Annotated in this window: 11 protein-coding genes; 3 read left to right on the top strand and 8 right to left on the bottom strand. The window is 52.6% G+C overall.

Going from position 1 to position 14,633, the window contains the following annotated elements:
- The first annotated feature begins 248 nt into the window (after positions 1-248).
- Positions 249-1,439: a ribonuclease D gene (locus tag SH527x_RS18285; protein WP_437192121.1), complete on the top strand. Its 1,191-nt coding sequence runs from the start codon at positions 249-251 to the stop codon at positions 1,437-1,439.
- A gap of 85 nt (positions 1,440-1,524) precedes the next feature.
- Here SH527x_RS18285 and SH527x_RS18280 read toward each other — a convergent pair whose 3' ends face one another.
- The 3 genes from SH527x_RS18280 to SH527x_RS18270 form a co-directional block, all read right to left on the bottom strand.
- Positions 1,525-1,740 (bottom strand): hypothetical protein, encoded by a 216-nt coding sequence (locus SH527x_RS18280; RefSeq protein ID WP_437192120.1) that lies wholly within the window; start codon positions 1,738-1,740, stop codon positions 1,525-1,527.
- Between the two features lie 335 nt (positions 1,741-2,075).
- Complete coding sequence (locus SH527x_RS18275) at positions 2,076-2,495, bottom strand: hypothetical protein (RefSeq protein ID WP_437192119.1); 420 nt, start codon at positions 2,493-2,495, stop codon at positions 2,076-2,078.
- A 418-nt stretch (positions 2,496-2,913) separates the two neighbouring features.
- The gene (locus tag SH527x_RS18270; RefSeq protein ID WP_437192118.1) at positions 2,914-3,846 is read right to left on the bottom strand and encodes a DUF1559 domain-containing protein; all 933 of its coding nucleotides are present in this window, start codon (positions 3,844-3,846) and stop codon (positions 2,914-2,916) included.
- Positions 3,847-4,493: 647 nt separating this feature from the next.
- Here SH527x_RS18270 and SH527x_RS18265 point away from each other — a divergent pair.
- A complete protein-coding gene (locus tag SH527x_RS18265) occupies positions 4,494-5,219 on the top strand; it encodes a hypothetical protein (protein ID WP_437192117.1) in 726 nt (241 codons plus the stop codon).
- 56 nt (positions 5,220-5,275) lie between these two features.
- On the opposite strand, the gene SH527x_RS18260 is transcribed toward SH527x_RS18265, so the two are convergent.
- Positions 5,276-5,641 (bottom strand): sirohydrochlorin chelatase, encoded by a 366-nt coding sequence (locus tag SH527x_RS18260; protein ID WP_437192116.1) that lies wholly within the window; start codon positions 5,639-5,641, stop codon positions 5,276-5,278.
- Between the two features lie 158 nt (positions 5,642-5,799).
- On the bottom strand, positions 5,800-9,531 hold the full coding sequence (locus tag SH527x_RS18255) for a family 16 glycoside hydrolase (RefSeq protein WP_437192115.1): 3,732 nt from the start codon (positions 9,529-9,531) through the stop codon (positions 5,800-5,802).
- Positions 9,532-9,954: 423 nt separating this feature from the next.
- Between SH527x_RS18255 and SH527x_RS18250 the strand changes: the two genes are divergently transcribed.
- Complete coding sequence (locus tag SH527x_RS18250) at positions 9,955-11,241, top strand: Bcr/CflA family multidrug efflux MFS transporter (RefSeq protein ID WP_437192114.1); 1,287 nt, start codon at positions 9,955-9,957, stop codon at positions 11,239-11,241.
- Positions 11,242-11,251: 10 nt separating this feature from the next.
- Here SH527x_RS18250 and glpQ read toward each other — a convergent pair whose 3' ends face one another.
- The 3 genes from glpQ to SH527x_RS18235 all read right to left on the bottom strand — a co-directional run bounded on the left by glpQ (position 11,252) and on the right by SH527x_RS18235 (position 14,569).
- Positions 11,252-12,316 carry a glycerophosphodiester phosphodiesterase gene (gene glpQ / locus SH527x_RS18245; protein WP_437192113.1) on the bottom strand — a complete coding sequence of 355 codons (1,065 nt, stop codon included), beginning with the start codon at positions 12,314-12,316 and terminating at the stop codon, positions 11,252-11,254.
- Between the two features lie 281 nt (positions 12,317-12,597).
- Entirely contained in the window at positions 12,598-13,587 is a 990-nt protein-coding gene (locus SH527x_RS18240; protein WP_437192112.1) for a malate dehydrogenase, read from the bottom strand.
- Positions 13,588-13,825: 238 nt separating this feature from the next.
- Positions 13,826-14,569 carry a GNAT family N-acetyltransferase gene (locus tag SH527x_RS18235; RefSeq protein WP_437192111.1) on the bottom strand — a complete coding sequence of 248 codons (744 nt, stop codon included), beginning with the start codon at positions 14,567-14,569 and terminating at the stop codon, positions 13,826-13,828.
- Positions 14,570-14,633 lie beyond the last annotated feature (64 nt).

Here is a 14,633-nt window from a genome sequence, read left to right as displayed (position 1 = left end):
ATCGTTCGCGGCGATTGCGAGTCCTCGTGGCGTCTTCTAATCTGTGTCAACTCTAAACACATGATTTTACGGAAGTCGCAGGGCGAGAGATCGAAGCCGGTTCGGCAATGGGTCCACGATATCAACACCTCCATTTTCACTGAAAATGGTTTCGATTTCGTGGCCATTCTGCCTGACGTCGGTTTCACATTCCCCCTGTCATGAGAAAAGTTTCCGATCGAATTTTAGCCATACACTGATTGAACCCCGTGTCGCTTATCACTCGCCAAAATGACTTTCTTGACCTGTGCGAACGGATTCGCGAAGCAGGAGCCGTAGCTTTCGACACAGAATTCGTTTCTGAAAGTTACTATCGGCCGCGTCTCTGTCTGCTTCAATTCGGGCTTCCGGACGGCTCATGCTACGGGATCGACCCGTTTCTCACAGATGACCTGACCCCTTGGTGGGACATCATGACCGACGCGGAAACAACGGTCATTGTCCACGGGGGACGAGAAGAGATCCGCTTCTGCCAGTTTGCGACCGGCAAACGTCCACAGAAACTCGTCGACGTCCAGATCGCTGAAGGTTTGCGTTCTCGCGGGTTCCCGATTTCTCACGCAAACCTGATCACTCGCGTTCTGAACACGACCATTCAGCACGGTAAAGAGACCAGAACAGACTGGCAGCATCGCCCACTGACAAAACAGCAACTCGATTACGCACTTGAAGACGTCAAACACCTGCCAAGCGTCTGGAACACTCAGAAAGCCTGGATGGAGGAATGCGGACGTCTCGACTGGGCCTACTCAGAATTCGAGCGGTTCATTGATGGTGTTCTGGCAGAAGAAGATCGAGAAGGATGGTTGAGACTTCCCGGCTACGGAAGATTGTCTCGACGGGAAATGGCGATTGCGCGCGCACTCTTTCAATGGCGAAATCACGAGGCCGAGCAACTCAATCGCCCACAGCGACGCATCCTGCGTGACGATCTGCTGGTTGAACTGGCACACCGTCAGCCACAATCAGTTCGCGAACTGAACATGACGCGGGACATGAACCGCCGAGACTATCAGCAGTATGCCGACCATCTCATTGAGATCATCAAAACCGCAAGCGAATTGCCGAGCGATCAGCTGCCGCAGAAACCGAGTGGGCAGTCACACCCCGCTCAGGATGAAGTCCTCGCCCGAATTCTGGGGTTGGCTCTGGCGAACCAGTGTCAGGAAATGAGCCTGTCAATGACACTCGTCGCGACTGCGGCAGACCTCAAAGACTTTATTCGCTGGTACATCTTTGACAACAAGCAAGGCCCGTTGCCAAAACTGATGACCGGCTGGCGCGAAACTGTGTGCGGACAACTCCTCGCTGATGTACTCGACGGTAAAATCACCTTGAAAGTGACCGATCCGACAAGCGAATACCCACTGCAGTTTGTCCGCGACAAGCACTCACGCTAAACCACTTCGGCTTCACAGGACCGATGCTGTTGAAGGCGTTTCAGAGGCTGGAGTTACTGCTGATTCACGCTTACGAACTGACGGATCAGCCTCGCTTTTGATCGGGAGTTTCCGTCTTATCCAGAAAGACGGAGACCTGCATGGCAGCCTCGTCTGACGAGATTCCAAACTTGGTCTGCAGCGCTTCAATCAGTCGCATCGCATCGCCATCAACCCACTCAGCTTCTTCAACTGTCAGGTCATCCCAGAACTCGAGAACCTGCGTGGCTGTAATTGGTCGGTATTCAGGTCTGGAATTCATAAAGCAACTCCTCCATTCACATTCCGAAGAAAATCGGGCTGTGCATGTCTCTTTGAAATGACCAATTCGAGACATCCTGTCACATGACCGCGACAGGACAACAGCCATTCTGAAGTGAAGATGAGTTTGAAATAAGCACATCCTGCGCCAAACATCGCGTCTGGGATCTCTTCCCGCCCCCGGATGCGGTCATTCCAGATTCGACCGCCAAAGACGCTCAGAATCAGATCTGATCGCCACCGAAAACGAAACAGGCGGCATGCTTCCGTTCAAGAAGCCGCCGCCTGTGAAAATCGAATTCCGCGATCACATGCCAACCACGGTCTCAGCAGGAATTATCGCTTGCCTGCTTTCTTTGGTGACACGAGCGCCAGGTCTACTTTGTTGTCATTGCCCGCCTTCACTTCTGCGGACAAACCTGAAGTCTGCTCACTGCTGTACATACTTGGAGCAAGCTGAACAACCGGGCCTTCTGGACCTTCTGGATAGTCAACAGAACTGACCGCGATCTGATGTCGACCTTCAACGACTTCAGCGCGATACTTTCCATCTTTTCCCACCTTGCCTGTGGCGTATGGACCTGTTCCTTCAGGAATAAACATGACCGTCCCAGCAGGAAGCGGCTTGCCATCGATCGTCACAGTCCCTTCCACGACGAAGGTTTTGGGACCAGACTCACCGCAACCAACAACAAAGACAACCGCAAAGAGAACGCCCATCAACGATTGCAGGCGATGATTTTTCAGTAAGCTCATCACGTTACGACCCCTTATAAAGCAATCCAGGAATCAAACCCAAAGAACGGGCCAGTCGCACTTCCTGCCCCAAAAAATTGGATTCAAAAATTCAAACTGGATACTTAAACAGCAGGCAAAGCTGCCGAAAATTTCGAGACGAACTGGCTGCAACAAACAACCGTTCATATTGTCAAAGCAGGCAGAGAAACTGACATCCTGTCATCGGTCTTCAGTCGTCACCAACGACAGCGATGTCACCGAAACAAAGAAGCCCGACCCCTGCCACTGAGTCCCCTCAGACAGACAAGCATCGGGCTTGGACTCTTTAATTCACCTGTTCGAAACGTAACCAGTGTGGCGATTCTCGCCGCTTGAAATCGAGCTGTAAGTCGATTTCTCATGCGGCAAAGACTCGACACTTGGTTAAATTTTCGACTTAGAACTCGCCAATCACTTCCCCGTTGCTGCGGGTGGACAGCGACTTGAGAGTTCGCAGATCCATGTTCTGTGACATGAAGCGAACACTGCCGTCACAGAGGGCAAAGTTTGCTCCTCCTCCGCCGTGCTGACTCTTGAATGGAGTTTCGTTTGGCAGGAAGTCACCGCGGTAGCCGATTGGGAACTTCACGACCTTGGTGTCGATGGTCAAAAAGCTGTCTGGGGCATAGTAGAAGTGCCCGAAGACCCATGGCTTGAGACCGCCCCAGCCGGTGATCATGTTTGTTGTCCAACCATCAGTGCCGGAGGTTTCTCCCAGCAGAATCGTGTTGGACGTTCCGTCAGTAATCTTGCCGAGGCTGGTCTTGCTGTAAGGGTAGATCACGCCAGATCGTGAGAATGGGTTTGATGCAGCAGCCGTCATGTCGACGTCGGCTGACCCACCGTTCGCACGATAATGAAGTGCCCCTTGGCCTGTCGCATGTGGAAAGTTTGCAGACACAGGATGATCGGATGCCGTTTCACCGAGTGAAGAACTTGGGCAGCTCATCCCGGGAACAGGTCCATAGATCGGATTTTCAGGATTGTGTGATCGGTACGGAGAACGGGTTGTCCAGAAATCTGCAGTTCCGGCAAGAGCTTGTGCCGCATTGATGCGAGTTCCCTGCTCGATGTACGGGAAGAGGCGAGGAACCCAACCGACTGGGTAAGCGATCGCAGTCTGGAACCCACCTGGCATGAATGTCGTGTAGGTGTCGTGATAGTTCTGAAACGCCAATCCCAGCTGTTTCAGATTGTTCCTGCACTGGGTCATTCTCGCGGCTTCGCGAGCCTGCTGCACAGCCGGCAACAACAGTGCAATCAAGATTGCGATGATCGCAATCACCACCAACAATTCAATGAGCGTGAATGCGTTTCTTCGTTTTCGCATACCAACGGCCCCTTTCCCAAAACTAGAAGACATGAAATAGAAATGAACAAACCGAGAAGACATCAAATTCGATTGAACGTGATGCATCGCGGTATCAGAGATCGTCCCAAGAGCCGGAAGTGACTTGAATTGTGAAAAGGAGCCTTCAAACGCAAGAGAAATACATCGTGATGAAGGCTAATGTCTGTGACTGGATGGGATTGGAAGCCCTTGAAAGAACTCCCATCGCGATTGAGCCTTGCAAAATGAATCATTTCGACTCATTTGCCAGCACTTCGAATCGGATACGACCTATGCCACTGTGACTATAATAGCCCTCGAAAATTAAAGTCAAGGAGTCAAGTTCTTTTATCCTTCACATTCACGCCTCAGTGCCGGCTAAAAACATGAAATCATAAACACTTGTCACAAAACGAGTTCCAAACCAGGAAACGTGGCATTCCCCCTGAAAGAACAGGCAGGAATTTGGTTGATTGACCAAAGCAAACCGAATCGCCCCCGAACTATTCTCATCCGAGTTATGTAGCTGGCGATGGTCTTCTTGCGATAAGAAAGGCTGAATTCCACGAGCGGGTACGCTGCAGAATTTCTGGAAATGCTCTAAAACCAGACACAGAAGATGGTTGTCACCTCAAGGGCTCACGCAGATGACTCGCGTTGCACTCAAATACGGAATCACGTTTATTCTGCTTTTCGGTGTCTCTGACCTTCTGCGAGCCCAGCCAGAAGACTTCGAAGGTGTCATCGCGAAACCCAAGGTGGAGGTGATCTACTCCCCAATCCGGCTAAAAGCAGCACAGGGGACATTCCCGAAATCCCTTCGCGTGAAAGAGCTGCACAACCTGGAGTTCACAGGCCCGAAGCCATCACACCCGTTTGTCCTTGGCAATTTCTCGTCCGATGCTCGCTGGGCGGTTGTGAATGGATACCTGCAATCGGTCAGCGGGAACGACGGTGCGATTCAGCTTGCATGGGCCAACGAGTTCCAGTTGGACGGAGTCATTGAACAGGCGGGTGTCGGAGGCTGGTTTATGCTTGTCGGCTGGGATGAAGGCCGTGGCTTCGCCATCCACAATGTCACCATGAAAGAAAGTGGCAGCCCCTGGTTCATCACCGAGTTTCGCGGAGGCAAAGCGATTGAAGGCCGCTTCCAAGAGTTTCCGAAATTCGAATGGAAAGGCGAACAGCCATTCCAGTTACAGATCGTCGATGAAAAGCTGACGCTCACCATCGGTCGGCATCGTCTCTTCGAAGAACAGGTTCTGCCCGGCTATACCGAGGGTCAGATCATTCTGGGGATTCATGACACCCGTTATGGACCGCGACCGCTTCGCATCAAGTCGCTGAAAATTCAGTCCAAGTCAGCAGAGTAATTCTCCAGATCATAGCATTTTCAAAAAGTGATTCTGTGACACCACTTCCCAGTCGGCTACAGGTCTTCCTGCAGTCTGGCAGCGAGTGCGGCGATCACACCAGCATGTAACCCCAACGGCGGTGACAGCTGACAGGTGACGCCTGGATGTTCACGATTGAAGTCATGCTGAAACCGACGGAGATCCTCAGCTACGTGTGAGCCAGCTGAGAGGAAATACGGCAGAATTCGAATCTCTGTCGCGCCGCGTTCTACGCACCGCTGCAATCCGTCTGGGATCGATGGTTCAGCGAGTTCCAGATACGCGATCTCGATGATCGGATCAGAAATCAGGGGACGCAGCAGTTCAGCGACTTTCACAAGATCCGCATTCGCTTCTGCACGACGACTTCCGTGTGCTATCAACAAAATCGCCGAGTTCATCAAATCCAGCCTTTAAACAAAACGAAACAGAACTCGAAACAGGTCACATCGCCCATTCAGTGCACGGACACAAAAATGGCCCCACCTGACGTGCGGCCATTTCGTTCCTGCAATTGAAGTCAGCAGAGCCAGTATATACGACTCGGTGACAATCTGCTCTACCAGTCAATCTCCTGCGAGACCACGACTGCTCCCCCTGCAGTGGATTGCAGTGGAACCAGAACCTCAACTCGATCCCCTTGCTTCCTGAGGATCGGCTGGTCTCCCCCGGACACGCGAATGGTAAGACTCTTGTCGACTTTGAATCCATTCTCGATCTGTTCGATGTCAGTGCCTACAGCCGCTCTGAAGTACACGGCACCAGCGGTTTCAGAGATCGCTCCCTTGTCCGGTATCCAGGTCAACTGACGCCGGAATGCCCCTTCCTGTTGATTCTTTGCAACTGGAATCAGCTTGTCTTCAATCTTTCCGAAAGGAGTCTGATAGCGGAATGTCGGGCGTCCCAGTTCATCAAGCTGATAGCCTTGAAACTGAAAACCTGGTTGCTGCCATGGAGATTGCGTAGGCCATGCAGTATCTCGATTTGCCAACACTGCAAACGGAATCTGCGGTTCAAAGTTAAGAACATGGTCCCCCAGAGGCGCCTGACTCCCGGTTCCGCGACCTGACCAGTGCATCGCCGCATCCAGAAAGCGATTGTGCCAGATCAGCTTCAAACAAAGATCATTCGCATCCCAGGCTAGATTCACCTTTTCAGGGTAGCCGACGGCAATCGCTCGCGGCGATACCCCCTGAATAAAGTTGCGATAGATGATCGGCTCTTTCTCCGGCTTCAACTCAATCAGTTGAGCGACGAGGCCATCCGGCAGACCAGCCTTGTTTCCATCGGAAAGATACTTCCAGATCGCGGAAATCTGCTGCTGGTTCGATCCGTGATAGACATCTTTGACGACTGCTTCCCCATTCGGAAACCCCGTCGGCATGCGAGTTCCCGGGCGATACTTCTGAGGGTCATAGACATACCGCAAGAACCAGTCTTCGCGCAGACGTGACGTCATCTCAGTCATAGAAATCGCCTGAATCCCAGACGACTTCTTATCCCCAAACGTATGACACTTGATGCAACCCAACCCGCCATTCCCGACGAGATGTCGACCCGTCGACTTCACACGAATCTCAGGTTCACTGAAGGTCGCAAGTTGTTCTCCCGTTCTCCGATCTGCATCGATCAACGGCTTCAACAAATGCCCTGTATTTGCCCCACCAAACGCCGGCATCCGAGTCAGCATATAAGGTCGAGTCCTTGCTCCTTTGTCGAGAACAGTCTTCAACCATTGATCCTGAAGTTTGTCCCCGATTCCATTCAACGTTGGCGGTAAACGGCCTTCGTCCCCCATCTCTGGTTGAGTCGAGATAAATAATTCATTACGAACAGACTCAGGGCCGCCGATCCCTTGCCGATCATGACATGCCAGACAATTCATCGATGTGAGAGTCTGATGAATCTTCTGTTGCGGAGTTCGTTTGATCGAGGACTGCAACCCTTCAAGTGCCAGCTTCAGATGAGCGACTTGATGCGATGTCAGTTCGAAACGCGGAACCCCAGCCGAAACCGGTGTTGATCCCGCTTCCAGGCATCCTCCAGATAATCGTAAAGCAGAGAGAGGTTTAGCCGAATACGAGGAAGCCAGAGCCTTCTCGCCCTGCTTCACCTGATGGCAATTCGCACATCCCAACGTGGTGAATGCCTTTTGGCCTTTGGCGATCAGATCTGCATCTGGAGTCAGTTTATTTCGCTGAGCCACCTCTCCAGCAGAAGCAGGCTTCCGGGCGGCGTCTTCAGTCAACACAAGGTAATCTGCCAGATACTCCAGCGGCGATCCCTGACGCCCAAACATGACAACCAGATCTTCTTCCCCCTTCGCTTCGAAATAATCAACGCGAATGGTATGCACCGGCCGTTCTTCGAATCGGGCTGTTCGTTCCTTCATCTGCACCGGATGAATCCCAGGGGTCTCCAGAATCACATCCCCATCAAGCGAGATTCGTGCTCCATCATCCGAGCCCAAAGCAAAGACATAAGCACCTCGATGCTGATCAGGGAGGAAGGCGTCGAATCGAATGCCGAAGTTATCGGCACGTCCGGCCACGCTGAGATCAAAACCAACGCAGGTCCCTTCTTTATCCGGCTTCAGCTGATCAAAATCTGGCAATTCTTCCCAGCGACCATAATAGACCTGATAGCGGACGTTCGGTTTCAACGCTTCCAGTCCGTTCACCAGTAACGCATTCGCAATCAACTCTGCTTCCGTCACGTTCAGATGCAGAGACGGCATGCGCAAGGAAGGACGCGAGACATGCGGTTCTCGCAGAAACTGGGCGAGACTGCTGATTGAATACTTCGCAGAGAGATCGCCCAATGGAACAGATGTCACCTGCGGAAGCGAACTGCCCTCCAATGGAGCGTGGCACGCCAGACATCCCACTGTTTCAAACAGCTTTTTCCCGGCGATGGCTTTCTTCTGGTCAGGATTGCTGTCCTTCAAGACTCCAGTCGATGCGAGAAATTGTGTCAGCGCCGTTACCGTTTCATCTCGATCCGCCTCACTCATCCCTGAGAGCAGATCCGGCATTGTGGTTCCGGCTTTATACCCGTGCGGGTCAGTCAGAAATTTTGCCATCCACTCAGCACGTACGCGACCACCAACTGCACTCAGAATCGGCGACTGCTTATTGAGAATGTCCCGCTGCTGAGCTTGATCGGCTTGATGGCAATTCACACATCCCAATTCTCCAAGCAACACCAGCCCCCCATCAATCGAGGGTGCCTCTGTACTTTGAAAACGCTCGAACCCCACAATTCGCGGGCGTCGGGCTTCCTGATCAGCATCACGTGGAAGAATCCAGATATTGCGGTATTCAACGGGATTGCCATGATCCTGCAAGTACAATGGACCACCCGTCGCCCCCTCTTTTAACGGAGCAGCACGAGTGACATTCGCAACGGTGACATCACGCTGAACAATCACTCCGTTGAGTTGAACAGTCAGGCGAGCATCAGAAAGTTTTTTCCCGGCAGAATCAAAACGGGCAGCAGTGAAATCGATGTCGTACGTCTGCCAGACCATTGGTGGAAAACAAACGTTGACGTCCGGTTTTCTCACGCCATAAATCGCTCCGGTTTCGTTGTTCGCCCCTTCCAGACCAAACGAATCCAACACCTGCGTTTCATAGCGTCCCTGATGATACACGCCACTGTTTCCTCGGGCCTGACCACGAGCCTCTGGCATGAAGGGAATTCGAAACTCCAGATGCAAACGATAATCCTGAAACAACTCGATTGTCTTCGCGCCGCTGGCCAACAGATTCCCAGAAGTCAGCTTCGCGCCGGGTGCCCAGTGATGTGACAACGAGTCTGCCGTCCCATCGAAAAGGACCATCGCCCCATGCGGTGGAGCAGCGCCCATCGTCGGGCTGACACGAACGGTTTTCGCCGCACGCATCCCTTTCAGCAGTTCCTCGACGCCAGTCGCATCCTCTTCATCGACAATTTGTGGGACGGTTCCATTCCAACCAGCACCGGGAAGTCCTCCCGTATAGATCACGATTCGAAAGAGTCCGTCTCCCTGTGCAACGACCTGAACCCCTTTGACGATTCCTGTTCCAGCATCAGGTTGCACTGCTGTGAGATATTCGCCCTGAACATCGTAGTCCGAATCGACCGGAGCATCGGCGGCTGCGGTTTCGGGAGCTGCCGCCTTATCAGCTGCAGTCTCAACGCGGGCAGACTCCTGCTTCTGTGGTTCCTGAGCGACTGACATCGGAGACAGCCAGAACAACACTGGCCAGCTCCAGATCAGAACAGCAGCCAATCGTTGTTTCAATGACATCAGATTCTTTCTAAGCCGCTTTATGAAACGATATGGCGATCACTGGCACGTATGAACAAAGTCTCAACCGTTGAAGTGAATCTCCGAGCGACACTTTAATGTTACGCACCGCTCAAATCAAAGAATAAGAGCTCGTTAATATCACAAACCGGCCTCCTCAGGAGAATTCCGGGATCGTACCTGTCCAATGGCCAAAGTTATGAGAATTCAAGATCCTCGCATTGCCAAGTCGTGACGTAAGGACATAATTTGCTCACTCTTCCTCACGAAATGACGGCGATATTTCGCGAACCAAACACGATGCAGATCAACAAATGCTTCTCATGCGGGATTGATTCAGCCTGCATGCAGACCTGAATGAATGTTCTGGCCTGAAGTGTTTCTCATTCCGATTTGTTGTCCCGCTGAAAGCAGTCACCTTCAATGTCTCATGGCGCCGCCTCCGAGTTCGTAAACGAACCGGCACCCTCTGCTCCATCACGATCTGCGGCCCCGTATCGATCGGCCTTCCGTTTCATCCTGCTTCTCGGTTTGGTCGATGCGTTTGGCCCGTTGGGAATCGACATGTATCTACCTGCGTTTCCGCAGATTGAACAGTCGCTGCAGGCTCCCAGTGGATCGGCTCAACTCACACTCGCCATGTTTCTGGCTGGTCTTGGAATGGGGCAGATCCTGTTCGGTCCGCTCTCAGACCGCTTCGGCCGACGCATTCCTCTGTTGCTAGGAACCGCGGCTTTCGCGATCGCATCGCTGGTCTGTGCGTTTGCCACCAGCATTCAGTCACTGATTGCCGCCCGTTTTGTGATGGGACTGGCAGGCTCCACCGGGATGGTCATCGCAAGAGCAATCGTCCGAGACTCGTTTAACGAGAAAGAATCAGCTCGCGTCTATTCCATGCTGATGCTTGTCATCGGCATCGCCCCCATCATCTCCCCTTCTCTGGGAGCATGGTTAATGCAGTTCGGGGACTGGCAGATCATCTTTTATGCGATCGCACTGTTCAGCCTGATCTGCTGGTGCTTTGCGATTTTCGAACTTCCCGAAACTCATCCAAAATCGCAACGTTCTCCCCTTAACGTGAAAGCCATAACTCAACAGTACCTTGGCCTGCTGGTGAACTTTCGTTTCATGGGCTATGCACTGGCTGGAAGTTTCGCACTGGGGCAGATCTTCGCCTACGTCTCGTCAGCTCCGACGATCTTCATGCAAATTTTCGAAATGCCGCCGCATCTGTTTTCGATCGCATTCGCAGCGAACGCGATTGGTCTGATCGGGATTGCTCAGGTGAATCGCTGGCTGACACAACGATTCAGCACCCACACGATTTTGCTGGCTGCAATGACCGGAAACCTTCTCGTAGGAATCATGCTCCCGATTCTGGCGGCAACCGGGTTCGGCGGTCCACCACTCTTCATGCTGGGGATGTTCCTGTGCCTCACCAGCCTGGGATTGATTCTGCCGAACGCCACCGCTGCTGTCATGGCTCCGTTTCCCAAACAAGCAGGAGTCGCATCGGCACTCTACGGCACACTGCAGTTTCTGATTGGCTCAGGAGCCGGCGCCATCGTCGGACTTCTTGACAATGGCACCGCGGCTCCCATGGCCTGCACAATCGCATTCTGTGCAATCGCGACACTTCTATTAGGCATCATCGTCGAGCGAAAACGACAAATAGAACTCGCTCCCGTTACACCAGAAGCCGCGTCGTAGCACGACAGAATCACTCAGTAAACGTAGTGAAATAAGCTCGGGTCGGCCCAGGGAAGTCAGAGAAGACTCCGTCGATTCCCACCTGCACCAGATCTCGATGCAAATCACTGGACGACTTGAAATGTTTCGGAAGTTCATCTTCCCGACAAGTCCAAGGGTGAACCTCCAGCTTCGCGGCGTGTGCTCCATCCACGAGCAGGCTTGTCTTGTAACCAGTCTCCGGGAACGGATGCGTTTCCGGAGAACCTGCCGCTGGTGGAAGCACAGCCGTGAGATATGGTCCAACGCCATCAGCGAAACTCGCATAACGATTCATGGCTTCAACCATCGCTGCTGGTGACTTCATTGCCGCGTCGCAAGCTTTGCCGTCCAGAAGTTGGATTAAGCGCAACTGGCAACGCAATTCTTCACGTACGCGTCGGAGGTGCTCTTCTTCAAAGCATTGAATGAAGCATGGGTCTTCTTTGGTCTTGTAGCCATTGCGGTGCAGGACATCGACGATGATTTTGCAGATGTCCTTTCCTTCTTTCGCATGAAACGTCGGCTGCTTAATCTCTGGATAGATCCCGGCAACTCGGCCAGTTGATTTGTTCAATCCCTGAATGAATTGAATCTCTTCTTCCAGTGTCGGAATCTGAAACCGCGACTTGTGAGGCGGAAACCGATTCGGGAATACCGCTTCTCCCGTTTTGTGATTGAATCGCTCCGAAGCGTTTAATTGACGAATCTCATCGACAGTAAAATCAATCGCATAAAATCGCCCATCAGACCGTGCACGGCCGGGGAACAGTTCCGCGACATTCGAAATCGTATCGAGATGAATGTCATGCAGAACGACCGGAACATCATCTTTCGTCAGCACGACGTCCTGTTCGAGGTATTCTGCCCGCTGAGCATGAGCCAGTGCTTTCGCTTCCAGAGTATGCTCGGGGAGGTACCCTGATGCTCCACGGTGAGCAATCACAAACGGACGTTTCTTTCCCATCGGAGCATCTGCCTTCAGCGAAGAACAAATCAGGAAACCACAAGAAACAGCGCATACGAAAACAGAACTCACCCGGACAAGCCAACGCATCACGTCTCCTCCTGCGTCCATCCCAGTCGCGACTCCCAGACGGTCTAACGCCCCGGGAAGTCCACTGCATTCAATGAAACTCACCGTCACCACAGGCGAAATTCGCCCCGCCTCGGGACAGCACAGCTGGAAGCATAACAACGAGCGATCAACGGGACTCTGTAAACGCCTCGAAGTCAGTGTGAATTCATCAACCTTTAACACAAAAGTGCCCGCACTTTCGCACGGGCACTTTCGCTTATTCAACGTTCATTCAAATTGAAGCAACAGGCAAAACCTGTTTACTTCAGGAGGTCTTTCACGGTGTCGCGTTCTGAACGCAACTCATCGAGAGTCACCTGAATCTTGGCCTTTGCGAAGTCGTTGTGCTCCTGGCCTTGAATAATACTGACGTTCTTGCCATCGCTGGTCAGCGGGAAGCCGAAGATCAGACCTTCGTCGATCCCATAGCTTCCGTCGCTGCAAACAGCAGCACTGAAGCAATCGCCAGCGGCAGTTGGAGTGATGATTCCCTTGACGGTGTCGATCACAGCGTTAGCAGCACTGGCTGCACTGCTTGCTCCGCGAGCTTCGATTACAGCGGCACCGCGCTTCTGCACGATTGGAACGAACTCGTTGTGCAACCAGGTGTCATCGTTCACAGCTTCAACAGCTGGCTTTCCAGCGATTGTTGCGTGGTAGAAGTCAGGGTATTGAGTTGCTGAGTGGTTCCCCCAGATTGCGACGTTCTTAACGTCTCGAACGAGGTGACCAGCTTTCTTGGCGAGCTGTGACTTTGCACGGTTTTCGTCGAGCATGGTCATCGCGAACCAGCGATCACGTGGGACCTCTGGAGCGTTGTTCATTGCAATGAGGCAGTTGGTATTACATGGGTTTCCAACCACAACAATGCGAACGTCTTTTGCAGCAGCAGCCTGAATCGCACGTCCGGTGTTAGTGAAGATCGGACCGTTGACGCGAATCAAATCACCGCGTTCCATCCCGGCCTTCCGTGGGACGCTACCGACGCAGAGAATCCAGTTGCAATCCCCGAAGCCTTCTTCGAGGTGATCGCTGTCATGGCGGCTGACACCGACCAGTGTTGGAAAGGCGCAGTCGTCCATTTCCATTTCAACACCAACCAGTGGTTTCATTACTGGCGGAACTTCAACCAGGTTCAGGTGGACTGGCTGATCAGGCCCGAACACTTCACCACTGGCGATACGAAATGCCAGTGCATAACCAATATTGCCAGCTGCTCCTGTGATCGCGACTCGAATCGGTTGCGCCATTGTCGACACCATCTCTAATTGATTTTGACCAAATTCAACACATGTAACAGGACAGGCTCCGAGGAAACAGAACTTCCAGCAAAGCTGCCGCAAGCGGGCATTGGAAAGAGCACACGGCTCTCAGCAACAGACCATCCGCCATGATATTGCAGTTTCGAGTCTTCCGACGTCAGTGTCCAGTCACTACAAAAAATCTGAATAACCCCCGCTCTCTCTTCATGATCGGCTCCGGCGGGACTTAGCGAAACCGCCCTCCAGAGATCGATGGCAACAACTGAAACCCCTGCTTCCAGTGCCACAACATGCTGGCATGATCCCCCAGCAGGAACGTACTAAAGAGTTTTCCGTACCCTAACGATTTAAGGGAGCTGAGCGAATTCATTAGAAGGACTTGACCAAGCCCGCGACGCTGCCAGCGAGGGGAAATAAAAATCCAGGTCAAATGCGCATGCCCCCAGCACGATTTTAAGGGGTCTCTCGGCACGGGTACCTGCCAATTCGAATCGGTAAAATCAGACCAGTCGCCGGGAGAAACAAGTGTCACTTGAATCACAGCCACTGGCCGGTCCGATTCTTCCTCACAAATCGCAAAACTTGAGTCGTTCACAGGGTATCCAGAGCCCCCAACCAAGGATCCCCCCAGCAGATCAAGCGTCGCCGCATCCTGCATCCCTTGATCCAAAGCACAAAATGGAGCGGACTGAGAAAAGGACTCGCGAAACAACTCCAGCAAAGAATCTTTCTGCTCCCCGGTGCTTGTCCCTTGATCCCAACGGACAAGTTTCAATCCGAGCGACTTCAGGATCGGGAGAGAATCTGGAAGCTCCGGTGCGGCTTCACCCTCGGTGAAATTCGCGGCGAAATTCGTCTCTCGCCAACAATGCAAATAATGCGGACGCCCGGAAATGAGAGCTTGCTCGCCACGATATTCATACCGATACGCAGGATGCCGCGGAAGTTGTCGAAACGACTCCCACGGCATTGCGATTTTCACAGGCAAGAACCAGTCGCTTTGCATCACAATCAGTATACAAACCGAACAGGTC

Origin of the sequence: Planctomicrobium limosum (assembly GCF_051465645.1) — a bacterium.
Lineage (GTDB): Bacteria > Planctomycetota > Planctomycetia > Planctomycetales > Planctomycetaceae > Planctomicrobium.
This window is presented reverse-complemented; position numbering and strand designations above follow the sequence as displayed.

Coding starts and splice junctions, on each gene's coding strand:
- SH527x_RS18280 (WP_437192120.1), bottom strand. CDS start 1,740: ATGAATTCCAGACCTGAATACCGACCAATTACAGCCACGCAGGTTCTC.
- SH527x_RS18275 (WP_437192119.1), bottom strand. CDS start 2,495: ATGAGCTTACTGAAAAATCATCGCCTGCAATCGTTGATGGGCGTTCTC.
- SH527x_RS18270 (WP_437192118.1), bottom strand. CDS start 3,846: ATGCGAAAACGAAGAAACGCATTCACGCTCATTGAATTGTTGGTGGTG.
- SH527x_RS18265 (WP_437192117.1), top strand. CDS start 4,494: ATGACTCGCGTTGCACTCAAATACGGAATCACGTTTATTCTGCTTTTC.
- SH527x_RS18260 (WP_437192116.1), bottom strand. CDS start 5,641: ATGAACTCGGCGATTTTGTTGATAGCACACGGAAGTCGTCGTGCAGAA.
- SH527x_RS18255 (WP_437192115.1), bottom strand. CDS start 9,531: ATGTCATTGAAACAACGATTGGCTGCTGTTCTGATCTGGAGCTGGCCA.
- SH527x_RS18250 (WP_437192114.1), top strand. CDS start 9,955: ATGTCTCATGGCGCCGCCTCCGAGTTCGTAAACGAACCGGCACCCTCT.
- glpQ (WP_437192113.1), bottom strand. CDS start 12,316: ATGCGTTGGCTTGTCCGGGTGAGTTCTGTTTTCGTATGCGCTGTTTCT.
- SH527x_RS18240 (WP_437192112.1), bottom strand. CDS start 13,587: ATGGCGCAACCGATTCGAGTCGCGATCACAGGAGCAGCTGGCAATATT.
- SH527x_RS18235 (WP_437192111.1), bottom strand. CDS start 14,569: ATGCCGTGGGAGTCGTTTCGACAACTTCCGCGGCATCCTGCGTATCGG.